This is a genomic window from Vibrio sp. MACH09 (genome assembly GCF_033238805.1).
Lineage (GTDB): Bacteria > Pseudomonadota > Gammaproteobacteria > Enterobacterales > Vibrionaceae > Vibrio.
On record NZ_BSFZ01000002.1, the window covers coordinates 76,724 to 99,403 of the forward strand.

The window sequence follows — 22,680 nt, forward strand, 5'->3', positions numbered from 1 at the left end:
TAATTAACGAATATAAAACTGAGGTTTATTATGAAAAAGACACTAACCACTCTGGCACTAGTAGCACTTTCTGGCACTGCTATTGCGGATGAAAAACACAACCATTCTGACATGAACAATATGAAAATGGACCACTCTGGCATGTCAATGGAAGGCATGTCTGATGTAGGTATGCCTGCGATGGGATCAAAACCGACTAAAGTGGTTCATGTTCTTTTGTCAGACGATATGAAAATCCGTTTTAAGAAAGAGGTAAAGATTGAGTCCAACGATGTGGTTCAGTTTGTGGTGATGAACACCGGGAAAATTGACCATGAGTTCTCAATCGGCAGTGCTGCTGAGCAAGTGAAACACCGCGAGATGATGAAAACCATGGGAAATCATGCGCACGACAGCGGCAGTACGGTAACGGTTAAACCGGGTAAAGCGAAACAATTGCTGTGGCACTTTCATGGTGACAAAAATATCGAGTTCTCATGCAACATTCCTGGGCATGCGGAAGCAGGAATGGTTAAGAACATTACACTTTAATGATGTCAGGCTCCAAAGCGACGCTTTGGAGCCCAGTTGAAAGGTAACAAACTTATGCTCTGTATAAAAGAAGCTATTGTCAGTATGACCCTACTGGTAATAACCACTTCCGTAACAGCAAAAACGTCTCAAGCCTTCATCGATGGTAAGCAGATATTTAGAACCGCTGGAGGGTATGGCTGCTCGACATGTCATGGCATGTTTGCTCAAGGAGGGGGCAATGTTGGTGGGAACATCCGGGGAAAAACGCTGGAAGATATTAATCTCAGACTTGATAACGAACCCACCATGAAGCTACTGAGCAACGCATTAACAACAGATGACAGAAGAGTGCTTGCCTATTATTTGGAAACGTTGGGTCAGCTTCCTCTTGTAGAATGGACAATTGATGATAAAGCAACGGATGTTGAGATATCGATAAACCAAGGAGTCCCAAGCCAACTGGTGATATTTAACAAGCGGCTCGAACCTATATCTCTATCTATTGCGCCTATTTCTGGTGCAACAGACATTACCATTAACCCCTACGAAACTCAGGCGTATGAATGGTTTCCTGCGCCAGGTGTTATTGAGTTAAGCCATAAACAGAGCAAAATTAAAATTCATGTTCAGTAAGTTGAAGCATGCAAAGTAAAGGGCAACAATCTATGAAATTTTTGATTAAAGCGTTAACGTTTTCTGCAATGACACTAAGCTTTTCAGTGTTTGCAAAAACCACCATCGAACTGTACAAGTCACCGACATGTGGGTGCTGCAAAGAGTGGGCAGCTATCATGGAAGACAAAGGGTACCAAGTGACTATCCATCAAAAGCGTGACTGGACCTCAGTAAAACGTAAGTTTGGCATGCCAGAGCAACTGAAGTCCTGTCACACTGCCGTCATTGACGGGTACATGATTGAAGGACATGTCCCGGAATCAGATGTAGCAAGGTTACTTAAGGAACGTCCCGATAATATTTCTGGACTGTCAGCTCCTGGCATGCCACAACATTCACCAGGTATGGCGGCGCCGGGGCAACCATACAGGGACTTCAGTGTTATAGCCTTCGACAAATCCGGAAAGATGAAGCTTTATAATAAGTATTAACCTTATCCGATAATAGAGAGGTATTCACCTCTCTATTACTCGCAATGTAGCACGGTCCAGGGAGAAGAAGTGAGACAGACCATATTCCCCAAACGCAATCATGAACCTTATTACATATTTGGTTACTCCTTTTTCATACATTTCTTTTGGGAAATGTGGCAAATGCCATTATTTGAGTTCTCGGAATCGTCTGATTTACTGGCAATGAACTGGATGTGCACACAGGCTTCATTAGGCGATGGAGTAATCGCGGTATTGGCTTACTATTTTGTATGCTTTGTAAAAAAAGGACCGTGGCTCTCAAGTGCCGCGACTATAGGGGATATGATTTTGTTTCTAGTTCCCGGAATTGTACTTACCATCGTTATGGAATATCTCAATACGCTTATTTTGTTTCGCTGGGCCTACGGCTCTTTGATGCCAGTAATTCCTGGGTTAAATATTGGTTTAGCACCATTTTTGCAATGGTTAATCATCCCTCCTTTAGTTTATCTGGCTTGTAAAAAAAAAACTGAGTCGTCGCTCAGCCTAAACGGATAACAAATTAACATGAAAAATTACTTTGCAGTGAATTGCTCCCCTGGGTTTTAACCCAGAGAACAGTTGTTATTATATATGGTCAAACCTGAGTTTTGTCTGACCAGAATATGACAATGCTGTCACTAACAATATAGGGCTTTCGTGACAAACATTTTATAGGTCATAGCTGCGGATTGGTTTTTTTAGTGTTAATGAATCCCGGCGAGTGCGCACATCATTCCATAAGCTAAGGCGAGAAGAATTACCCAACAGTTTTCCTCTGCCCTTTTCTTTCATAAGCCAAGGTAACGGCCATTAAAGCTATAGATAGGGAGCAGATCTTGACGAACCGTTGCCAATTTGATTTCGGGGTCAATATTGTTCAGGATAAGAGGAATGGCATCGACAAAATTCAATTGGTTAAAGAAAATGTTGACTTCGCTTAGTTGCTGTTCTTCGGGAAGACTATTGAGATTGACTAGTAATTGGCGCCAAGTCTCGCCCCTTTTCCCCGCTCTCTGTCCATATAATATAGATACAGAATCCACCCATTCCTGCTCCTGCAAGTTAAGTGCACCAGAGGCAAAAGGTAGGGCAAAAATAACCATCAGTGCGATCTGTTTTCTCAAGCTCATAATCAACACATGACATAAACCAAGGTACTAGATGTTAGGTGCCTTGCTTATCAAACACTAAGGTGAATACTGTTTTTTGATTTGAAGAAACGACCGAAATACTCCCTCCATGTGCTTGAACAATGGACTTGGCTATTGGTAACCCAAGTCCTGCACCTATACTCTGGCTATGTTGTCTTGACTTATCTGCTCTGTAAAACCGCTCGAAGATAAAGGATAAAGACTGCTCGGGGATGGTTTCCCCATGATTTGCGATGTTGACAATATTGAAGTTCTCATTCTCCAAAATCTCAATAGTGACAACGGAATCTCTATCACAATGTCGGAGAGCATTTGAAATTATGTTCCCAATGGCTCGCTGCAACATGACTTTATCTCCAAACTGAGTTGCACAGCCTTCCAAGGTCAAGCTCACCCCCTTCTCATCGGCTATGAAATCATAGAACTCCATCAGTGAGCTTATAAGCTCTTCAAGTTTCAACGCTTCCTTATTTCTATGGAGCAATTGGTTTTCTGATTTAGCGAGATATAGGGTATCTCGAATCGTTTTATTCAATCGTTCGAGCTCTTCAATGTTTGAACCCAGCACATCTTGATATTCTTCTACACTCCTACTTGAAGCGAGTACGACTTGGGTTTGAGTCATAATGTTCGTCAGTGGCGTGCGCAGCTCGTGGGCAATGTCTGATGAAAACTCACTTAGACGATTAAACCCAGTTAGCAAACGATCAAGCATTTTGTTTTGTGCTTCTACAAGTTCAGAAAGCTCCAATGGCAATCCTGTACTTGGGATGCGTATATCCAGGTTTTTTGAGCTCACTTTACTGAGATACCGATGTAATACCTGCAAAGGTTCTAAACCTTTACGGACAGTGAATACGGCATAGATACCAGAAACGGCACTGGAGAGTATGAACGTCCAAAACAATACGACATTAAATCGTTTAGAGAAGCTCGTATGATGGTCGATGTTTAGGCCAACAATCGCTGCGTAATAGAGAGGATGGTCTAGTTTGAATTGAAAAGCGCGGTAATCTTTTCCTTCTACCGACCATTCAAGGGACGCTGCGTTACGTAATTTATCAGGAAGCGGTATCGCGGAGTTGGTGAAATCCAAAATACCGTCTTTCTCTCGCAACCAAATGTACGTGTTATGCTCATTTAGGCTTAACTCTTTATCTGAGCCCAGAATCTCAGGTTGAGAAGACAATGTAATGAACGTGTTATGGGCAAGTTGATAGTCCTGTTCATAAAAGTGATGTTTGACTGAGTACTGAACGATAATAGCAAAAGAGGCCAACACCGCGAATGATGAACCAAAATACATCGCAATAAGCCTTTTTGCCATAGAGTACTCAGAGAGCTTGAGTTTCATTCCGAGAAATCATCCAGTTTATACCCCATACCACGGACGGTATGGATCAGCTTCACCTCATAAGGTTTATCTATTTTTGCTCGCAATCTTTTTACTGCCGCATCAATAACATTCGTATCACTATCAAAGTTCATGTCCCAAACCATCGAAGCAATCAGTGAACGAGACAAGACTTCTCCCCGCTTTCTTAAAAACAGTTCCAGCAAAGAGAACTCTTTTGCGGTAACGGAAATGGTATCGCTTCCGCGTTGCACAACCCGCTTTAACAGATCAATCGATAAATCAGAAGCAACGAGCGTGGTTTCTTTGTTTAAGGTACCGCCCTGTTGTCGTAATACATTTTTTACTCTGGCTAGAAGCTCTACAAAGGCAAAGGGCTTAACAACGTAATCATTGGCCCCCAACTCCAACCCTTTGACTCGATCTTCTACCTGATCTTTAGCTGACAGCATAATGATCGGAGTGTCCAACTGACTGCTCCTCATCGTTTGTAGAACTTGCCAGCCATTTAGTTTAGGTAGCATGATATCGAGAATGATGAGGTCATAATGATTACTGGTTGCCATATAAAGGCCATCTACACCATCAGATGAAAGGTCAACAATGTATCCGGACTCGGTAAATCCTTTCTTGAGGTAGCTTCCAGTTTTAGGTTCATCTTCAATAATCAATAACTTCATGTAACACCACTAAATATTCGTTTATTACGACATATTACCCTATGCGATTATACTCTGTATCATTTATTTGCATTTTGGTATTGACACTAAATAACTGTGAAACAGGCACAACAGAGATAACGCCTTCGTCTTCTCCTGACAAATGCAACTCTTCAAGAAGCCGGTCAATGAGATGAGTAACATGATGTTGACCGATATAAATATCGAGTTGGTAATATGTGCTTAGATAATGATTATCTATCATGTTGGCGAACTCACCTCTACCTTGTACCTGAAAGACCGTAAATCGTTTAATGCCTTCGCTTCTCAACAAATCTTCGACAATGATCAACTGTGACTCTTGAAATAAAGCTGAAATTTTACAAATCATATCCACACCTCCATCAGCACTATGGCTCAACAAGAGCCTCAGATAAAACAAGGACGTTAGTTATTTCTCTCCCTCTCAGCATAATGATAGTTGACTTCAACCACTCCTTTATATGAAAGTTGTCCTTGTGTGTTCATCAACTCGATCACGGTGACTTATCCATCATCGTTCAGATGAACCTTGCGCTTATCGACATCCAATCCCTGGATCCTAAGTTCCTTGCTAAGCATCACAGGTGAATCCATAGACAGTTGACGTAACTGGGCCAGCCCAAGCAGGAAGGCTTCACTTTTTGTTTGAACGGTTTTTGTCTCAAAGGTTCTTGTGCCATATCGTTCTACCTGACTATCCGACGTAAGCACGTTTTGGCCTGCTAAGGCGTACGCACTTAAAATCGTGAGCGTTGTTACTACCAGAGTCTTTTTGAGTAGTTTCATTGATATGTCCTTGTTCTTTTATATTTTCAGTTAGTCTTATTTTACTCTCTGGTAGATGACGAATTCCCACCATATAAATGACATTTTTATCATCTAAAACTGTAAAAAGAGAATTTTAGGAACAGCATTAAAAATCCGACTACAATTGCTTTAGTGACATAGTCAATACAAAGATAAGGATAAAGCATATGTATGGATTTTCAGTAAAGTACAAAGGAAGTTACGATGAAGCCATTGAAAGGGTGACTGATGAGCTTTCTCAAGAAGGTTTTGGGGTTCTTACGCAAATTGATGTTAAGGCGACTCTGAAAAAGAAACTAGGCATAGATAAACGGCCGTACATTATACTAGGGGCATGCAATCCCACCTTTGCCAATCAAGCTTTAACCCTTGAGCCAGATATCGGGCTACTCCTACCTTGCAATGTCGTGATTCGCGAGGAAGAGGACCGTTCCATCACGGTCTCTTTTATGGATCCTGCAGCGGTATTGAATCTGGTTGAGCACAAAGACATTCACTCGGTTGCAAGTGAGGTTAGAACGAAACTCTTAAGAGTTAAAGACAGAGTTAGTCGCGAGTTAAAGTGATGCGTTATGAGTTACGCGATGAAAGCCTGTGAACACCACGGCTTTATTGCTTAAATCGATGGAACTAAATCAAAAAGCTACGATCTGATCGGCTACACCCATCAATCGTCGTAGCCTCATGCCTAAACCGCGATAAAAACAACCAACTGGAAGCAGTACAATAAAGCCTTAATCAACCGTGGTTCTCTGATCTTTTGGTTTGATGAGGAAGCGATAGCCGAGTGGAAGCAAAATAAACAAGGCAAGCGTGGTAGACCTCGCCGATTCAGCGACTTAACCATTACTACCGCTCTGATGGTGAAACGCGTTTTCTCTAGGCCATTGAGAGCGCTGCAAGGTTTTCTAGACTCAGTATTTAAGCTGGCTAACATCCCGCTTGTTTGCCCACACTACACCTGTATAAGCCGTCGAGCTAAGGAAGTTGAGGTTTCATTTAAAACTAAAACCAGAGGTGCGATACAACACCTAGCCATTGATGCCACTGGTCTCAAGGTTTATGGCGAAGGCGAAGGTGAATGAAAGGTCAAAAAGCATGGTACTGACGGGAAGCGTAGGGTTTGGCGTAAGCTACATATCGCAGCAGATCTGAGCTTATCTAACGTAACCGATGCCGAAGTGCTTCCCAACTTGCTTGAGCAGACACGTCGCAAAATCATTGAGATATCAGGCGATGTCGCTTATGACACAAGGAATTGCCATGACGCCATACGGGTCAAGCGAACTGTTCCGCTCATCCCGCCAGAGAAGGAGCAGTCTTCTGGGAACAAGGGCATCCTCGTAACTTAGCGGTAGGTTGCCAGAAGCTCTACAGCTCCAACAAGAAGTGGAAAAAGCGGTATGGCTACCATAAGTGCTCTCTGTCAGAGACCGCAATGTGCCGAGTAAAACAGCTGCTAGGTAGGAAATTAAGCCTAAGAAATTACAATGCTCAGGTTGGCGAGACTTACGCTATGATCAAAGCGCTGAACAAGCTTACAGGGCTTGGTATGCCTGCAACTCAGTATGTTGTTTAAGAACTGCTCAACATGGGGCTATCATGTCTTCTCATCGAATTAAGCAACAAAGCCTAATTTCATTGCTGTTTCCTTCTGTTGGCTTGTTGTTCGTAATGTAGTGTAAGCATACCGTTTCAATCGTGACGGTATCTCGCCAGGCACATAACAATTTTGTCATTATTGGACTGCCGCAAAATTAAATGTGAACAACACATGCTTTAGAGGACGATGTCAGTGATTTGGTTGGTTGTATAGCCAGTTGCAAAACAAGAAAACGGAACTCGCTTAAAACACACGAATAAAGAACCGCTGGAGCAAATACTGGTAAGCTGGTGTAACCATCCCCTATCAAGTTGGTATTTTTCAGTCTGCAGCATAAAGAGGTGCTGTCTTCTGATGAAATCATGGGAAAGCATACGGCTGGTTTGGAGTTTGAGATGGAGCACGCAAGAGAGTTTGCACGACAAATAAAGCAATCTTCGTAAGAAGGCGAACTCTGTACTTTCGAGCTATACAGGAAGCCATCAGATAAGTGGGCACTCGAGGCACTAATCAATACAGTGAGCTAAATTCTTTCTGAGAAATACAGAGAATACCGTCGGGTCTTCACTCAAAGACAACCGACGTTCGTGATACTCTGACTGTTGCAAGGAATGTTTTAGTGGGCATCAGACAAGATGCCCACTATAGGCGCTTCCTTAATCTATGCAAAAAAGCTAAACCTTAAACTGATTGATAAGTTTGCTCAGATTCTCGGATAATCGGTCAATATCGGTACTCAACGAGTTAATTTTCACAATGGTGGCCGTATTGACGCGCGCAATTTCTCGAACCGATTCAATATTTTCACTGATGCTTTCTGCAACAGAACTTTGCTGGCCCGATGCACTGGCTATTTGTGAGTTCATGTCAGAAATCACCAAAACGGAGTCTTCAATCGCGCCTAATGCTTGACCTGTTGTACCGATTTGGTCAACGCTAGACAGGGTTTGCTCTTTACCACTGTTCATCGCCAGAACCGTCTCTTGTATACCATTTTGTAGTTTTTCAATAATGGTATGTATCTGAGCTATTGACTCCTGAGTTCTTTGTGCCAGATTGCGCACTTCATCAGCGACCACCGCAAAACTTCGCCCTTGTTCACCTGCTCGTGCTGCTTCAATAGCTGCATTTAGGGCTAGAAGATTAGTCTGGTCGGCCACTTCGCGAATAACATTGAGTATATCTCCAATATCATCAGAATCAGACTCCACGACAGCCAGTTTGTCCGCAGAGTTAATGACACTTTCTGCCAGAAGGTTGATGGTACATACGGTCTCTTTTGCAAGACTATTCCCTTCGCTTGCCTTTTGTCTGGCTTCTTCCGCTGCTTGCTCTGCATTGAGCGTATTTTGAGCCACGTCTTTAACCGTCGCTGTCATTTCTGCCATAGCCGTAGCTACCGATTCTGTTTCTTGCTCTTGTGTCTGAATACTGTACGAGGATTTTTCTGTCAGACGAATCATCTCTGATGAGGCTAGGTTGAGTTCTTTACCAGCTTGTGTGATGGTACCCACCATTTCCCGGAGTTTTAATGCGGTCAAACTGATTGCCCCCAATAAAGTCCCTATCTCATCCTTTCGAGTATTGTCGAATTGGTCAAATGTTACCGATAAATCGCCATGGGAGAGCTTTTGGGCAGCCTCTATCGCTTCCAAAACAGGTTTGGTAATGGAGGTGGTTATCTTGTAGGCCAGGACACCACTGGTTACAACAGCCGCAATAGCGATGATAATGCTGAACTGGATACTTTGATCGGTCGCCGACTTAAGCTCAAGTTCTGTCGCCTTTTTGTTGTCGTTCGCACTTGATTGAATTCTCATGGCGTCTTTTTCGATCTCGGCTTCCGCCCCCTTTAACTGAACCTCGATCAACTCTTTACGCACAATTTCAACCTGTTGGATCATCCCCATTGCATCCAGATAAGCTTTATGTGAGCCGTGGTACTGCATAAGCAACGTATGTAACGAGCTATCCGTTAATAGCGCTTCTAACTCCATTACCTCACGTTGTAGCTCCTGCATGTTTTCTAGTGCAATACCATAGTTCTCTTCACGGCTAGAATGCAGAAACTTCATCACGTAAAGGCGGGTAGAAAGAAGTTTTTCTTGTACATGAGAAGCGTAATAGGCTGACTTCACGTCACCGGCATCATAGGCTTTTTTTGCTAGCAAGTTCATCGTACTAAGCATTTTCTCACCATTTGGCTCTAATGACTCGAGTAATATCTTACTTCGCTTTATTGTCAACTGGACCACTTCTGAAAAGATGGCATCATAGCGAGAAAGTTGTTTTGAAATGTGCTCAAGCACCTGTGCATTATTGGAATCAAAAGAAGAAAGGTGGCTCTGCAGCGCTTGTTCCAGATCCGAGATATGTTGGTTATAGTCCTGAATATCAACATCACTGTTTGACAACAAGTACGCTTGTGCTTTTTCTTTGACTTCAAATAACTTGTTTCGAATATGGTAACTGAACTCTAATGTGTTGCTCTGACGACTGTAAGATTCAATCCCTGTATTAGCGTTACTCAAAGCAAAAATATTAATTAACATCACCATGGACAAAAACACCATCAGTATTGCAAAGCCCAAGCCTATTTTTTGACCAAGTTTTAAGTTATTAAACATATTCATTCATCCGAAGTACACTGCTTGACTGTGTTGGTTATATATTAATTCAATGGGTTAGCTAATGATTTACGTCATTTATCAGATCGGTTCTCATGGCAAAGACAACAAGCCCGATCATAAGACTCGAGCTTGGTAATACGCGGGCAAGGTTTTTAAGTAATATGGCAACAATTAACTTTCCGTTTTCTCCATATTTCCCATCATGTTAGCACAACCATTCTCAGACATCATTTGGTGCATATCTGCCATCATGGCATGCATCTGTGTCATCATTTGTTGGTGGTTCTGCATCATCGTCCCCTGCGAGGAAACGTTTGTATCGCTGGTCGCATTATGGTGTTGATTGTGTGAGCGCTCTTCAAGATATTCATTGGCCTGCTCATTGGCAAATAGCGGAGCAGAAATAAAGCTGCCTAGCAGTAGAGTGGTGAGTAGAGTTTTCATTTCTTGTTCCTTTATTTTTTTGAATATTGCTTTTTAGTAAGGGTTATAAAGCGCCAAAAAAAAATCATAACTCAGTATTATTCTCTTTGGCGTTTATAAGGTTCAGGCGTTAAATCGGCTGGTGTCACCAGATTTTTGTTCAATCATTTTTACTTCTATTTTCTCTTGTGCATTCTCTTGTGAGTTAGTTTGTTCTTGCTTACTGTCTGACATCATGAACTTCATCATCACGCCATGCATCACCAGACACAATATCAAGGGAAGAAGTGCCGTTGCGAGTAGAGGGAAGCTAAACATGCTCGTCGTTGACGAGAGCGTCAGAAACGGGATGCCGACCATCAACAGGACACATAAAAGCATCATCAATCCATGGGCTTTATGGTGACCCTGCCCCGAATGGCAACTCTTTTTTTTGTGGTTAGTGTTCATCTCTTTCTCCAGTTCACATATTTACTTAACTACGATAAATAGTAACCTGCGATACCTGTCAGCAACCCGATAGTAATGATGACAATTTAGTCATCTTCCGTTTATTTACCCCAAAACCACCAGATAATAAATAAAATCGCAGTGATACCTATAAAATTGACCAACATACTGACCTCCTATTGGTTTGATTTTGGTTGGCGGGGCGCATACAAACGCAAGCGATTGGCATTCGTGACAACAGTCACTGACGATAAAGACATGGCCGCCCCAGCAATGATTGGGCTAAGAAGCCAACCGGTAAAAGGAAATAATAATCCTGCTGCAACAGGGATCCCTAAGCTGTTATACAAAAAAGCTCCCCATAAGTTTTGTTTGATGTTTTTCATGGTCGCACTACTAATACCTATTACATCGGAAATCCCATGAAGGGAGTTTCGCATCAAAGTGATATCTGCACTTTCAATCGCCACATCGGTACCGCTGCCAATAGCAAAACCAACATCGGATTGAGCCAGCGCAGGAGCGTCATTGATACCGTCACCAACCATCCCAACGACTTTCCCTTTGCTCTGAAGCGCTTTAATCCAACGAAGTTTGTCTTCGGGCATCAGTTCTGCGTAGAACTCATCGATGTCTGCAAGACTGGCTATCGCTCTTGCCGTAGTCTCATTATCTCCGGTTAGCATAACCACATGGATACCTTGCTCATGAAAACGCTGGATGGCACTTTGAGCATCCATACGTATTGGGTCACTAATACCAAATAAGGCCTGCACTTTATTCTCTACCGCAAAGTAAACCACGGTATTGGCATCTTGCTCCCACTGAACCGCATCTTTATCTACGCTTTGTGTTTTCAGACCATACTGTTGCATCAGCGTTCTATTACCCAACAACAACCTTTTACCTTCGTACAGGGCTGTCACCCCCATACCGGTTAAAGATTGAAACTCGGAAACCTTGACCACATTGTCAGGTGATGATTTGTGTGTCAGGGCGTAATTGGACAGTGCCTGAGCTAACGGATGATTCGATCCTCTTTCCAAGGCTTCAACCAGTGATAGAACATCCTCACCTTCTGACAGAGTACGAAGGTTGGTGACTTTAGGTTTTCCTTGAGTGATGGTGCCGGTTTTGTCCAATACAATCACATCGAGTTCACTTGCTCTTTGAAGGGCTTCACCATTTCGGATCAGTCCACCCACTTCAGCGGCCTTACCGACACCTATCATAGTTGAGATTGGCGTAGCCAAACCGAGTGCGCATGGGCATGCAATAATAAGCACTGACGTAGCCGCGACTACCATATATACCAATGTAGGCTGAGGCCCAAAGTTGTACCAGGCCAAGGCGGTGACAATAGACAAAATCATCACTGTTGGTACAAAAACGGCAGACACCTTATCGGCTAAGTGACTGATCGGTGGTTTGGAGTTCTGCGCATTCGAGACCATATTGATAATTTGTGCCAGAACTGTATCACTACCTACGTTTTTGGCCTCAAAGATAAAGCTGCCTTGATCGTTGATAGTGCCTGCAGATACCTTGCTCCCCAGTTGTTTTTCGACCGGGATGGGTTCACCGGTCAACATTGATTCATCTATGGTGGTTCGGCCCTCTATAAGCACCCCATCAACCGGGATTTTTTCACCCGCTCTGACCCGAATTTTGTCCCCCACAATCACCTGTTCTATTGGTAAAGAAATCTCGATTCCATCTCGAATCACAGCGGCAGTTTTTACTCTCAGATCAAGAAGTCTTTTTATGGCCTGAGACGTTCTTCCTCTGGCTTTCAGTTCAAGCGCTTGACCTAAATTGATAAGACCTATGATCATCGCGGTAGCTTCAAAATAAAGGTGTCTGGCACTTTCCGGTAACCACTGAGGACCAATAACGACAACCATTGAATACAACCAAGCAGTACCTGTTCCCAGTGCAATAAGGGTGTCCATGTTGGCGTTTCGGTTCATAAACGCCTTCCAGGCACCAGTAAAAAAGTGTTTACCCGCTTTGAGCAATATTAAAAAAGTGAGTAGACCAATGCCCAACCAAACCATTTGTTCTGACGTCGTATTCACGTTCATAGGGCCTCCGAATAGGCCATAGCCCATCAATGGCACACCTAACCCAAGACCGACAATACTCTGCCTAATTTTTACCCAGTACTCCTTAGCTTCTCGTTCTGTTTTAGCATCATCTGCTGCCTCTTCATCTACAATTTCGCTGGCATCGTACCCAACTGCCTGAATCGCTTGAACAAGTGAGGAGGTAGTTTGAGACGACCGAACCAATGCGGTACGATTTGCAAAGTTAATATCAACTGAATCAATACCGGGTAGCGATGCGAGTACGCCTTCAATCGTATTCACACAACTGGCACACGTCACCCCGCTCAATGCCAGATTAACCGTATTTAAATCGGGTACCAGGCTCTTTTGATTGTTGGCTTCATCAGATTCAGCAAAAGCCTTAAACGGCTCTTGTGGATTCTTTATTTGGTTATACCCTAGTTTGCACAGAATATTTTCGATTTCCGAACCACCTAGATAACTCGTTGTGGCGAGCTTTTGAGTCTGAACATCAACGGATACGTTGGCATTCACATCTACCTCTTTAATGGCATTGACTATTTTTTGCACACAGCGTTGACATGAGACGTTAGCAACAGACGTTTCATATTGCTGAGCAGAAAGCAACGATGCGGAATATCCAACACTGGAGATGACGTTAATCACTTTTTCTGGTGTCAGTGTCGTGATCACGTCAGCTTTAAGTTTGCTGTCATTAACGACTAGAGAGACATCAGGATCACTTTCCCTTAAAGCGGAGACCATCTTTGCTACACATTTGCCACAACTGACACCTGATAACGCTAGAGAAAACGGTTCTGCATTCATGGTTACTTCTCCTTAGACTCAGTAAGTGGCTGTCTTTCAGACCAATCCTCAATCAGGCAACAGATGGCTTTTCCATTGGGAATCATATCTGGTTCGTTTGTCCATTCGGCGTAGGTTTCCTCCATGAGCTCAAGGTGTTTTTCATACTCTTGAATTTTTTGCTTGGTCTCAGAAATCTTATCGCTCAACATCTGCCTTACTTTGGGACAAGGTGTTTTTCCTTGTTGGGAGTATTCAATGATCTCTTCAATCTGGCTAAGACTAAAACCAATATTTCGTGCATGGGTAATAAAACGCAATCTATCTACAGCGCTTTGTTGATAAACCTTATACCCGTTGTTAGGATCTTTTTCCGCAGAAAGTAGTCCCTTTCGGGTATAAAAGCGGACCGTTTCAGCCGTAACCCCGACTGACCTGGCAATTTCAGTTGTTAACATCTCTAACTCTCCTGATGACACCGAAGTAATGTATCCAAGTAACTTACTCATTGACCAATATCTAGACCTAGCCAAATATGAAAGCGATTAAGAAGATAACGGCAAACATGATCAGCGTTACCTTTAGCAGTAGTTTGGGGTTGTTGCTTCCCCCGTTTGGCGCTTTGTTACAACAACTCATGGTGTGCTCCCTAATGGTATTGGTGTTTAACTTAATCCTAAAACCTATGTGTAGCACACAGGTCAAGTTTTTTTTCGCATGAACACACAAAAAGTGAAATAAGGGTGATGAGCAGACTGCTACTGTGGTAAGAGCGCCGTTTGAAGGGAGACATAAAAATAGAGCCATTTGTGCTTGGTGACAAATGGCTCTGAACTATCTATAGGTTTTGCTTGATGTTATCCAACTCCTCACGGGTGATCTCTCCTTTGGCATAACGCTTTTTCGCTATATCCAAAGGGGTTTCTCGTTGCACTAGTGAAGCGCCTTTCGGAGAAAAAATCACCCAAAGAACAAACCCAATAATCACGATCCATAACAGCATCATAGGCATATGTCCTATACCAAACCCGAAATCATAATATCCATGCATAATGACCTCACAAACTACTCAGAAACTGGTGCTTGTTTATTGTTAAAGCGATTTCCCAGACATCCAAATCCACCTTTCTGGTTTGCATAATCTTCTCCATGTACCTGATCCATCCATTCTCGCATTGCTTCTGGGTCGTCATGCATACTTTGCATCCATGCTTGCATTGCTTCTGGGTTACCTCTAAGTTCAAGCATAGCTTGATATTGAGGACTGTCTGTATTCATCATTGAATGCATAAATCCAGAACCGCCTCTTCCTCCTCCCATATGTGCAAATACACCGACAGAAATGGTGAGAACTGTGGCGGTTACTAGTATTTTAGTTAGTGTTTTCATGATTCGTCCCTCAGTTGTCTTCTTCACTCTTATTACAGCAACTTTGGCGCTGGAATGTGTGCCACAAATCCATTTGTTTCTGACAAATGATGACAAAGCCTCAGATTGACACAGTTTGTCACACATTCTGTAACAAACTGGTTATATTGAATAATGTATAGAGAACGTTAAGGATTTTTAATGAAGCAGACCTATAAAATCTTAGTAGTTGATGATCATGCTGAGATTCGAGAATTATTAAAACGCTTTTTGACGCCTCATAGCTTTAATGTAGTTACGGTTGAAGATGGTGACAGTATGGAAATAGCAATGCGTCAGCAGCCGTTTGATCTTATCATCCTTGATCTGATGTTACCCGGTAAAGATGGTGTAACTTTGTGCAGGGAAGTCCGAATGACATCGAATATTCCTATCATTATGCTGACTGCTCTGGGAGAAGATATCGATAGAATTATAGGGCTAGAGGTTGGAGCAGATGATTATCTTGCCAAGCCATTTAACCCAAGAGAACTGCTGGCTCGAATTAAATCTGTACTAAGACGACATTTCGCTATTCCGAATGTCAACGAGCAAACCTCAACGACTCACTCAAGCTATATATTTTCTGGTTGGGACCTAAATACAACCACAAGAGAGTTGTTTGATAGCAGCGGCGTTTTAGTCTCTTTAACATCTACAGAATTTGAGCTGTTGGTTGCCTTTTTGACTCATCCTAATGCCGTGTTATCACGAGAGGATTTGTTAAAACTGGTCCAAGGGAGAGGGGCCGATGTTTATGATAGAGCGATTGATACGCTAATTAGCCGACTTAGACGAAAAATCGAAGTAAATCCCAAGGAACCCAAGCTCATCAAGACAATCTGGGGCGGTGGGTACCAACTTAGTTGTGAGGTGCATCATGATTAAGTGGATTCGAAGCCTTAAATTGATATACCAAATTGGCTCCGTCGTCTTACTTGGCTTTATCACTAGTTTTTATCTTTCACTTAATTTACTTTCTTCCGAGAGCGTTAAAACACTAAGCTTACTGTCCTCTTCTTCTGCTGTGCAAAGAGTGATGACGATGGTTGAACTTTTGGACCAAGCACCTGAGTCACTTCATCCAGCAATTCTTGAAGCAAGCAGTAGCTCCGACTTAGCATTATCCATAACAACGCAACCACATATAGCGGCCACAAACGATACGTCTAATGAAACGGCTCAGCTAATCGCTAGATTCAAAGCAAGAGGGATAGATGGGGTTAATTTATTGCTAGTAAAACAAGCTCGTCCTCTGGTAGAAATGCATGATATGCACAATGCAATGATGTCGGGGATGTCCATGCAAGATCGTCGCGCGCTTCGTATGGGGTATCTCGCCACCATTGATGGTTCTGTTCAATTACCAAACAGAAAGTGGTTGAATTTCTCATCAGGCATTCGAGAAGACGTTACTCACTGGTCAACTTATGTTGTATTCGCTTTAAGCATGGTGATGCTAGTAACGATTACTCTTGCCATATTAATCATTCACCGAGCTCTAAAACCTATTCAAACATTACGTGATGCAGTATCTGAGTTTGCTATTAGTCGCAAGGTATCGACGGTTGAGGACGATGGACCAAAAGACTTAATGCCAACTATCAAAGCATTTAATAAAATGCAGATCGATATTTCTGAATTTATTCAAGAGCGTACGCGCCTACTTGCTGCTATCTCTCATGATTTGAGAACACCTTTAACCAGCCTAAGACTTAGGTTGGAGTTTGCACAAGAAAGTGAAGATAAAAAACGGATGTTAGAATCAATCTCCATCATGGAGAAGATGTTAAAGGCAACAATGAGCTTTGCTAAAAACGACAATGAAATTGAAGAAAGGCAACAGACAGATATAGATAGCTTATTACAGACCATCGTAGACGAGTATAGCGATAGATCAGTGATAGTTAGATATCAAAATACTGGTAATTTAGTAGACAAAATTCCGCCCATTACAGTTCGAAGAATGATTGAGAATCTAGTGAACAACGCGGTTCAATATGGTGGGGAGTCTTGTGAGATATCATTAAGTACAGCTAAACATTCCAACTTTATTGAGTTCACTGTTTCCGATACAGGTATCGGTATAGACAGCTCGAAGCTAAACGAGGTAATTAAGCCCTTTACCCGCCTAGACTCAGCAAGAAGTACAGATAACTCCAACGTCGGTTTAGGACTTTCTATCACAAAAGCGTTAGCAAGCAATTATGGTGGTAGACTGCTGTTAAGTAGTAATAAACCCCATGGTTTGAAATGCACTTTTACAATTGCCATATGTTGATGTATTACCGGTTTATACCCATTGGAAGTATCAATTGTTGGTTGAGCGAGTGTATCAATATCTTATTAGAAGAGCAGTAATTCATCGTTCCTTATTGCCTTCTTCTTTCACTAGCTCTCACTAAAGATAAATTTATTGCGCTTATGCTGCTAAGCGCCAGTTGGTCATTGATTTTTTCATACTAAGTGAGCAAAATTAAGCAGTATCACCACACTAAGGAACGACTATGAGCGTCATATTTATTACAGGAGCTAACCGAGGAATAGGTTTGAGCTTAACTCAACTCTATTTACAGGCTGGACACACCGTCTACGCTACATACCGGAATGCCGACTCTTCAAAATCACTGTTGGAACTGCAAACAAAGCACTGCAATTTATCCTGTGTGGAACTTGATGTGACAGATTACCCTTCTGTTCAAAAAATAGCAGACTCCATCGACAGCATTGATTTGTTGATTAATAACGCGGGCTACTACGGCCCAAAAGGCTACGACTTGGGAAACACCGATGTGGATGAGTGGCGTCGAGTTTTTGAAATCAACACTATCGCGCCTTTAAAGTTGGTGGAAGCATTTTTAAGTGCGCTCAGACAGGGTCAAACAAAGAAAATTGCCTGTCTATCATCGAAAGTTGGTAGCATAGCTGAGAACACATCAGGTGGCGGATACATCTATCGTTCCTCAAAAGCCGCGTTAAACTCGGTGGTCAAAAGCTTGAGCAACGACTTAACTTCTCAAGGCTTTACCGTTCTCGCACTTCACCCCGGCTGGGTACAAACAGAGATGGGTGGGCCTAATGCACTGATTGATACCCTTACATCTGCTCTGGGCCTCATGAAAGTAATTGAGACTAGCGAGTCGTCAATGAGCGGTCATTTCATTAACTATGACGGTTCTGCTATTCCATGGTAACGTTCTAAACAAACCCTGCTGCGTTTCATTTCCTCTTCAATCTTCAGCACTGAAATGAAGCGCTGTGTAGCTCACTTTTCCCCAATCGGTGCTAGCCTTGCTATTTATCCCTGTACTGATTATTGTTCTTTTCCCAAACAAAAGTAACATCAATGCTAATTAGACGGACATATACTTTGTCGGTAAAATACCCTTTCGCGGCTGCACATGAATTTCAGTCAACTATAGAGAAAACCCAATGATTGTAGAAAATGTGCTTCCTGAAAATTATGCCGAAATGCTTAATGTTTGGGAAAATTCAGTCCGAGCAACTCATGACTTCATTACAGAAGAAGATATCGAGTTTTTTAAACCCATTATCATTGAGCAGGCTTTTCCTGCTGTCACGTTAAGATGTGTGAAAAATGAAAGTGGTTCAATTCAAGGTTTCGTGGGTATTCACGACTCAAAAATTGAAATGCTGTTCATCTTAAATGAGACAAGAGGACAAGGCGTTGGTAAATGTTTGCTGCAATACGCAATAGAGCAGTTAGGCGCAACCAAAGTCGATGTAAACGAACAAAACCCACAGGCAGTAGGCTTCTATCAGCATATGGGATTCAAAGTCGTTTCACGCTCGCCACTTGATGATATGGGAAAACCTTTTCCAATTCTGCATATGACACTTTAAAGCTCGGTTTGTCGTAACCAAATTTGTTAGAAGAAACGCCCAAAGCTAATAACTTTGGGCGTTTCCGTATATGCGAGCGTTGCTATGGTTTGACTAACTTTTATCCAATAATGAGCTATTCGGCGAATAAAGTATGGCCCCAAACATTCATATTTGATCATATCTAGTGACGGCATTTCTGCCCTTGCCTTTACTTGTATATAGAGCTTTATCAGCATTTGAGAGAAGCTGTTCAGCACCATTATCAGTGGTTGGCACAAGAGAAGCGACACCAAAACTTGCGGTTACGATCCCCTTTGTAGACGAAACATTAGGAAGAGCCAGAGATTCTATCGCTTCACGGAGCTTTTCAGCGAACGCTTCCGCTTTAGATAACTCAGTACGGGTCAAAATAACAAACTCTTCACCACCATACCTTGCCACAACACTACTCGTTTGCTTAGCCTCAACTTTTAATGTTGCAGAGATCTGTTGTAAACAATAATCGCCTTTCTGATGACCGTAATGGTCGTTGTAACCTTTGAAAAAATCAACATCCACCATGATGATAGAAATGGGTAATTTTAATCTAGAGTGCTCGCGCCAAGTATCCGTTAACAGATGATCAAAATGGCGACGATTGTATATACTGGTTAAGCTATCAATTTGACTCAACTGCAACAAACGCTTGTTTGCTATTTCTAAGTGTTCTGTTCTCTCTTTGACTAAACGTTCCAACTCCATATTTTTATCTGATAGTTTTTTCTGAGAAAGGTGAACTTCTTTCATCATTTTATTAAACGAGAGAGCAAACTTTTTCAGCTCACCATTAGGAACGATATCAACCATTTCATAATCTTCATCATTAATTACGGCCTCTACGTTGCGACTCATTTTTCGAATCTGGCGAGTACTGCGAACAGCATAATAACCCGTAAGTAATGCCATGATTAAAGAACCTATGATAGCCAAATTAAAATCTGATCTCATAGCATCTTCAGATACTTGATCAAAACGTTCATAAATGTAACTTTGAGTGAGTTCGATATCATCAAGAGGAAGCACTGACGCTAAGTATAATGAACTTCTTTTTATCGAAGGATTACCTTCCCATAAATTGTAATCCAATATTTTCTCTATATAGAGAAGGTGTTTCTTTTCATTATCAACAAAAGTGAATAGTCGTGAATCTAGATTTTCTTCAAGAAGAGGTTTAACTTTTGAGATACCTTCGATATTACTGCTTGCCAAGTTAACTTCTAAAATTTCAACACCATGGTTATTATCGTCTTTCTTTGTGTTCACTCGGAGTTTTTCAGCAATTTCATCAGAGGCGCCAAGAATATTGCCCTTACTGTTTATAATAAAACTAAATCCACTATCGTTCTCCCCGCTATCATCAACGATATCAACTATACTTTTAACATGATAATCTATGGCGACAGCACCATAATTTTCCGTTCTTTCAATATTCCATAATGGGTAGAAAAACGTCACCATAAAGCCAGTACCACCAGCATCTTTATATAGCTCAGTTACTGTAATTTGATTTTTCGGCTCTTGATGATCAACTCCCCCTGACTTAGTCCAGTTATTCCATCCCTCAATTATTCCCGGGAAAAAGAAATCCCAAAGGTTGTAATTATTATTTCCCGGATAATTTCTCTCGTATTCTTCTGCCAGAGGAAACCATGGTGACACCATCATTATTGGCATCTCATAAGGCCCTAATATATAGACAAAACTTTTATCTAGCCCATATTTACTTAAGTTTGGAATAAGGTTTTTCAATGGAGTAATCGTATCGATATACTCATAAGCATCAGGCAGTAGTTTGTCTTTATTTTCATGAAGATATTTCCAAGCACACAAATTAACTTTGTATTGAGACTTTGGAATACACGACCACCGGTTAACTGGATCATATTCTAAATATTGTGACAGTGACGTTATAGATTTAGAAGAACTCGTTGTTTTTTTATTGTCTATAAGATTTTGAGATACCGCTCTAAATATACTAAGTTCATTCTCTATAGAATCCAACTTTAGTTTAACTTGAGCGGAAAGACGGGAGCTTTTATTTTTAATTAGCTTAGAACTATTTTCAATCACTCGTTCCCTTGCTTCATTTGCAAGTTCCTCTGCTAGCTCTTTTGAGTGTACTACATATACTGTTGCCATCATGAGAGATATAAATAATACGGGTAGCGTAGATAGTGCTACGACTTTTAAGGTATACTTATCAATATATTTATAAAACAACATAAATATTAATCCTTTTTAAAATCATAAAGTCCTAGCAGACACTTCCCTAGCATAAAAATTCCAACACAATACCTACACAAACTATAGCAGATAACAAACCATCAACTACGTGAATTTCTCATATTACTTTTCATTTCAACCAGATATGAGTCTAACTGTATAATTCAACGGATTATGACACCAACGGATTATCAGGCCTGTCCTTTTAAGTTCAAATTTATCATTTCAGCACGAAATAGCTCTGGCGTTTTCATTTTTGCTAGGTATATTTGCCGCCTCAACACCAGTAGGAAAGAAAAATAATGACTAGCCGTGTTTATGTTTTAGCACAATTTAAGCCAAAAGAAGGAAAGGAACTGGAGCTGTTTGAGGTGTTAAAAGCACTTGAACCAGATTCGTACCGCGAAGAGGGTTGCATTCAATACATGCTAACTCGCCAAATAGACCATCCAAGTGCCACAAGAAATGATTACCCTATCGTCTTCAATGAGATCTGGGAAAATGCGCAAGCATGGGCAGCACATGGCCGAAGAAAACAGATTCAATCGTTTTTTGAAACTCAGGTAAAAGCCGAAACAGGTTTAGTGGCAGATGCCATTGTAACGGCTTATACCGATGAAGGGCACGATTACGACGCGCCAATATTTGAGTAACAGCAGCGATTAAAACGCACGTATTTAACTGAGCTCCATCGTTTAAATACGTGCGGAAAAAAGATGAATAGTACTTCTAAGACATTGCCCTGATTTCACTAACCGCATCGACCTGTTGTTAAGTAGTCAACCCAATCAGTTCGTCCTCTCGCTCTGGCTTTATCTACCGCCTCTGTTACATCGTAACTCACCCGATTAAAGGAAATATCCCAACTGCTATCCGAATGCTTTTGTAAAATTACATAAGACGCCCGAGGGGTAAAGTTCTGCATAACATGAGCAACAGGTTCTTCATCTTGGTAGGCTTGCAGCCCAACACTGCCGGGATTTATAACTACTTGTCCGCTAGACAATTCCACGCAACGTGGAATATGGGTATGTCCACACAATATGACTTTTGATGAAACATCAACGAGTAGTTCGCGTATATTCGGATCACTTCTGACCGAGGCTTCACCTTTAGAAACATCTTCCAATAAATAGATTAGATCGTCAGTGGGTGTGCCATGACATGCGTATATGTCATCAGTTATCTGCAGAGAAAACGGTAACGACTTCATCCATTCTAACGGAGCGTTACCAAGATCTTGTAGGATAAACTGCATGGTGGGATTCACAGCAATTTCTGAAGCGGTAGCTTGATAAATCTGCCTATCTTGATTCCCTGAAATTGTAATAGCGTCTATGTCGCACAGGTAATCATAGGTTTCTCTTGGTGCTATTGGCCCATAGAGAATATCCCCTAAGTTTACAAACTGAGTTACTCCTTTTGAACGCGCATCTTCCACCACCGCTTTTAGCGCATATACATTACTATGTATGTCTGATAACACTGCATATCTTTCCATGAAACGCCCTATTTCTCCCATCGGCC

At 41.8% G+C, this 22,680-nt stretch carries 23 protein-coding genes and 2 pseudogenes; 11 read left to right on the forward strand and 14 right to left on the reverse strand.

The annotated features are described in order from the left end of the window. Window positions 1-30: 30 nt before the first annotated feature. The 4 genes from copI (at window position 31) to CHJ_RS15535 (ending at window position 2,159) form a co-directional block, all read left to right on the forward strand. Entirely contained in the window at window positions 31-531 is a 501-nt protein-coding gene (gene copI, locus CHJ_RS15520; protein WP_317918190.1) for a copper-resistant cuproprotein CopI, read from the forward strand. 36 nt (window positions 532-567) lie between these two features. Next, window positions 568-1,146 carry a c-type cytochrome gene (locus tag CHJ_RS15525; protein ID WP_317918191.1) on the forward strand — a complete coding sequence of 193 codons (579 nt, stop codon included), beginning with the start codon at window positions 568-570 and terminating at the stop codon, window positions 1,144-1,146. 8 nt (window positions 1,147-1,154) lie between these two features. Further along, window positions 1,155-1,619, forward strand: a complete 465-nt coding sequence (locus CHJ_RS15530) for a DUF411 domain-containing protein (protein ID WP_317918192.1) — start codon at window positions 1,155-1,157, stop codon at window positions 1,617-1,619. A gap of 69 nt (window positions 1,620-1,688) precedes the next feature. After that, window positions 1,689-2,159, forward strand: coding sequence for a hypothetical protein (locus CHJ_RS15535; protein WP_317918193.1), 471 nt, complete (start codon window positions 1,689-1,691; stop codon window positions 2,157-2,159). A gap of 153 nt (window positions 2,160-2,312) precedes the next feature. On the opposite strand, the pseudogene CHJ_RS15540 reads toward CHJ_RS15535, so the two are convergent. The 5 genes and pseudogenes from CHJ_RS15540 to CHJ_RS15560 form a co-directional block, all read right to left on the reverse strand. Further along, window positions 2,313-2,767, reverse strand: a pseudogene (locus tag CHJ_RS15540) (hypothetical protein). Between the two features lie 40 nt (window positions 2,768-2,807). Next, window positions 2,808-4,148 (reverse strand): heavy metal sensor histidine kinase, encoded by a 1,341-nt coding sequence (locus tag CHJ_RS15545; protein WP_317918194.1) that lies wholly within the window; start codon window positions 4,146-4,148, stop codon window positions 2,808-2,810. Next, window positions 4,145-4,828, reverse strand: coding sequence for a heavy metal response regulator transcription factor (locus CHJ_RS15550; protein WP_317918195.1), 684 nt, complete (start codon window positions 4,826-4,828; stop codon window positions 4,145-4,147). Before CHJ_RS15550 ends, CHJ_RS15545 begins: the two co-directional genes overlap by 4 nt. 34 nt (window positions 4,829-4,862) lie before the next feature. After that, window positions 4,863-5,198: a P-II family nitrogen regulator gene (locus tag CHJ_RS15555; protein ID WP_317918196.1), complete on the reverse strand. Its 336-nt coding sequence runs from the start codon at window positions 5,196-5,198 to the stop codon at window positions 4,863-4,865. Window positions 5,199-5,353: 155 nt separating this feature from the next. Continuing rightward, entirely contained in the window at window positions 5,354-5,635 is a 282-nt protein-coding gene (locus CHJ_RS15560; RefSeq protein WP_317918197.1) for a hypothetical protein, read from the reverse strand. Between the two features lie 188 nt (window positions 5,636-5,823). Here CHJ_RS15560 and CHJ_RS15565 point away from each other — a divergent pair, with 188 nt between their 5' ends. Both CHJ_RS15565 and CHJ_RS15570 read left to right on the forward strand, forming a co-directional pair. Continuing rightward, window positions 5,824-6,222 (forward strand): DUF302 domain-containing protein, encoded by a 399-nt coding sequence (locus CHJ_RS15565; RefSeq protein WP_317918198.1) that lies wholly within the window; start codon window positions 5,824-5,826, stop codon window positions 6,220-6,222. Between the two features lie 118 nt (window positions 6,223-6,340). Continuing rightward, window positions 6,341-7,235: pseudogene (locus CHJ_RS15570) on the forward strand (IS5 family transposase). A gap of 698 nt (window positions 7,236-7,933) precedes the next feature. On the opposite strand, the gene CHJ_RS15575 reads toward CHJ_RS15570, so the two are convergent. The 7 genes from CHJ_RS15575 to CHJ_RS15605 form a co-directional block, all read right to left on the reverse strand. Continuing rightward, the gene (locus CHJ_RS15575; protein ID WP_317918199.1) at window positions 7,934-9,886 is read right to left on the reverse strand and encodes a methyl-accepting chemotaxis protein; all 1,953 of its coding nucleotides are present in this window, start codon (window positions 9,884-9,886) and stop codon (window positions 7,934-7,936) included. 174 nt (window positions 9,887-10,060) lie between these two features. After that, the gene (locus CHJ_RS15580; protein WP_317918200.1) at window positions 10,061-10,333 is read right to left on the reverse strand and encodes a hypothetical protein; all 273 of its coding nucleotides are present in this window, start codon (window positions 10,331-10,333) and stop codon (window positions 10,061-10,063) included. 102 nt (window positions 10,334-10,435) lie between these two features. Beyond that, window positions 10,436-10,762, reverse strand: coding sequence for a hypothetical protein (locus CHJ_RS15585; protein ID WP_317918201.1), 327 nt, complete (start codon window positions 10,760-10,762; stop codon window positions 10,436-10,438). 176 nt (window positions 10,763-10,938) lie between these two features. Next, on the reverse strand, window positions 10,939-13,659 hold the full coding sequence (locus CHJ_RS15590; protein ID WP_317918202.1) for a heavy metal translocating P-type ATPase: 2,721 nt from the start codon (window positions 13,657-13,659) through the stop codon (window positions 10,939-10,941). 2 nt (window positions 13,660-13,661) lie between these two features. Beyond that, window positions 13,662-14,147, reverse strand: coding sequence for a MerR family transcriptional regulator (locus tag CHJ_RS15595; RefSeq protein ID WP_317918203.1), 486 nt, complete (start codon window positions 14,145-14,147; stop codon window positions 13,662-13,664). 329 nt (window positions 14,148-14,476) lie between these two features. Continuing rightward, complete coding sequence (locus tag CHJ_RS15600) at window positions 14,477-14,644, reverse strand: SHOCT domain-containing protein (protein WP_317918204.1); 168 nt, start codon at window positions 14,642-14,644, stop codon at window positions 14,477-14,479. Between the two features lie 59 nt (window positions 14,645-14,703). Beyond that, window positions 14,704-15,027, reverse strand: a complete 324-nt coding sequence (locus CHJ_RS15605) for a hypothetical protein (RefSeq protein WP_317918205.1) — start codon at window positions 15,025-15,027, stop codon at window positions 14,704-14,706. A gap of 180 nt (window positions 15,028-15,207) precedes the next feature. Here CHJ_RS15605 and CHJ_RS15610 point away from each other — a divergent pair, with 180 nt between their 5' ends. The 4 genes from CHJ_RS15610 to CHJ_RS15625 all read left to right on the forward strand — a co-directional run bounded on the left by CHJ_RS15610 (window position 15,208) and on the right by CHJ_RS15625 (window position 18,909). Continuing rightward, entirely contained in the window at window positions 15,208-15,933 is a 726-nt protein-coding gene (locus CHJ_RS15610; RefSeq protein ID WP_317918206.1) for a response regulator, read from the forward strand. After that, window positions 15,926-17,326 (forward strand): HAMP domain-containing sensor histidine kinase, encoded by a 1,401-nt coding sequence (locus tag CHJ_RS15615; RefSeq protein WP_317918207.1) that lies wholly within the window; start codon window positions 15,926-15,928, stop codon window positions 17,324-17,326. Before CHJ_RS15610 ends, CHJ_RS15615 begins: the two co-directional genes overlap by 8 nt. Window positions 17,327-17,552: 226 nt before the next feature. Further along, complete coding sequence (locus CHJ_RS15620) at window positions 17,553-18,239, forward strand: SDR family oxidoreductase (protein ID WP_317918208.1); 687 nt, start codon at window positions 17,553-17,555, stop codon at window positions 18,237-18,239. A gap of 238 nt (window positions 18,240-18,477) precedes the next feature. Next, window positions 18,478-18,909: a GNAT family N-acetyltransferase gene (locus tag CHJ_RS15625; RefSeq protein ID WP_317918209.1), complete on the forward strand. Its 432-nt coding sequence runs from the start codon at window positions 18,478-18,480 to the stop codon at window positions 18,907-18,909. A gap of 147 nt (window positions 18,910-19,056) precedes the next feature. Here CHJ_RS15625 and CHJ_RS15630 read toward each other — a convergent pair whose 3' ends face one another. Continuing rightward, window positions 19,057-21,153, reverse strand: a complete 2,097-nt coding sequence (locus tag CHJ_RS15630) for a diguanylate cyclase (RefSeq protein ID WP_317918210.1) — start codon at window positions 21,151-21,153, stop codon at window positions 19,057-19,059. Window positions 21,154-21,455: 302 nt separating this feature from the next. On the opposite strand from CHJ_RS15630, the gene CHJ_RS15635 reads away from it, so the two are divergent. Next, complete coding sequence (locus CHJ_RS15635; protein ID WP_171751564.1) at window positions 21,456-21,806, forward strand: putative quinol monooxygenase; 351 nt, start codon at window positions 21,456-21,458, stop codon at window positions 21,804-21,806. A gap of 98 nt (window positions 21,807-21,904) precedes the next feature. On the opposite strand, the gene CHJ_RS15640 is transcribed toward CHJ_RS15635, so the two are convergent. Further along, entirely contained in the window at window positions 21,905-22,654 is a 750-nt protein-coding gene (locus CHJ_RS15640) for a metallophosphoesterase family protein (protein WP_317918211.1), read from the reverse strand. Window positions 22,655-22,680 lie beyond the last annotated feature (26 nt).

Coding starts and splice junctions, on each gene's coding strand:
- copI (WP_317918190.1), top strand. CDS start 31: ATGAAAAAGACACTAACCACTCTGGCACTAGTAGCACTTTCTGGCACT.
- CHJ_RS15530 (WP_317918192.1), top strand. CDS start 1,155: ATGCAAAGTAAAGGGCAACAATCTATGAAATTTTTGATTAAAGCGTTA.
- CHJ_RS15545 (WP_317918194.1), bottom strand. CDS start 4,148: ATGAAACTCAAGCTCTCTGAGTACTCTATGGCAAAAAGGCTTATTGCG.
- CHJ_RS15550 (WP_317918195.1), bottom strand. CDS start 4,828: ATGAAGTTATTGATTATTGAAGATGAACCTAAAACTGGAAGCTACCTC.
- CHJ_RS15555 (WP_317918196.1), bottom strand. CDS start 5,198: ATGATTTGTAAAATTTCAGCTTTATTTCAAGAGTCACAGTTGATCATT.
- CHJ_RS15560 (WP_317918197.1), bottom strand. CDS start 5,635: ATGAAACTACTCAAAAAGACTCTGGTAGTAACAACGCTCACGATTTTA.
- CHJ_RS15565 (WP_317918198.1), top strand. CDS start 5,824: ATGTATGGATTTTCAGTAAAGTACAAAGGAAGTTACGATGAAGCCATT.
- CHJ_RS15575 (WP_317918199.1), bottom strand. CDS start 9,886: ATGTTTAATAACTTAAAACTTGGTCAAAAAATAGGCTTGGGCTTTGCA.
- CHJ_RS15580 (WP_317918200.1), bottom strand. CDS start 10,333: ATGAAAACTCTACTCACCACTCTACTGCTAGGCAGCTTTATTTCTGCT.
- CHJ_RS15585 (WP_317918201.1), bottom strand. CDS start 10,762: ATGAACACTAACCACAAAAAAAAGAGTTGCCATTCGGGGCAGGGTCAC.
- CHJ_RS15590 (WP_317918202.1), bottom strand. CDS start 13,659: ATGAATGCAGAACCGTTTTCTCTAGCGTTATCAGGTGTCAGTTGTGGC.
- CHJ_RS15595 (WP_317918203.1), bottom strand. CDS start 14,147: ATGAGTAAGTTACTTGGATACATTACTTCGGTGTCATCAGGAGAGTTA.
- CHJ_RS15600 (WP_317918204.1), bottom strand. CDS start 14,644: ATGATGCTGTTATGGATCGTGATTATTGGGTTTGTTCTTTGGGTGATT.
- CHJ_RS15605 (WP_317918205.1), bottom strand. CDS start 15,027: ATGAAAACACTAACTAAAATACTAGTAACCGCCACAGTTCTCACCATT.
- CHJ_RS15610 (WP_317918206.1), top strand. CDS start 15,208: ATGAAGCAGACCTATAAAATCTTAGTAGTTGATGATCATGCTGAGATT.
- CHJ_RS15615 (WP_317918207.1), top strand. CDS start 15,926: ATGATTAAGTGGATTCGAAGCCTTAAATTGATATACCAAATTGGCTCC.
- CHJ_RS15620 (WP_317918208.1), top strand. CDS start 17,553: ATGAGCGTCATATTTATTACAGGAGCTAACCGAGGAATAGGTTTGAGC.
- CHJ_RS15625 (WP_317918209.1), top strand. CDS start 18,478: ATGATTGTAGAAAATGTGCTTCCTGAAAATTATGCCGAAATGCTTAAT.
- CHJ_RS15630 (WP_317918210.1), bottom strand. CDS start 21,153: ATGTTGTTTTATAAATATATTGATAAGTATACCTTAAAAGTCGTAGCA.
- CHJ_RS15635 (WP_171751564.1), top strand. CDS start 21,456: ATGACTAGCCGTGTTTATGTTTTAGCACAATTTAAGCCAAAAGAAGGA.
- CHJ_RS15640 (WP_317918211.1), bottom strand. CDS start 22,654: ATGGAAAGATATGCAGTGTTATCAGACATACATAGTAATGTATATGCG.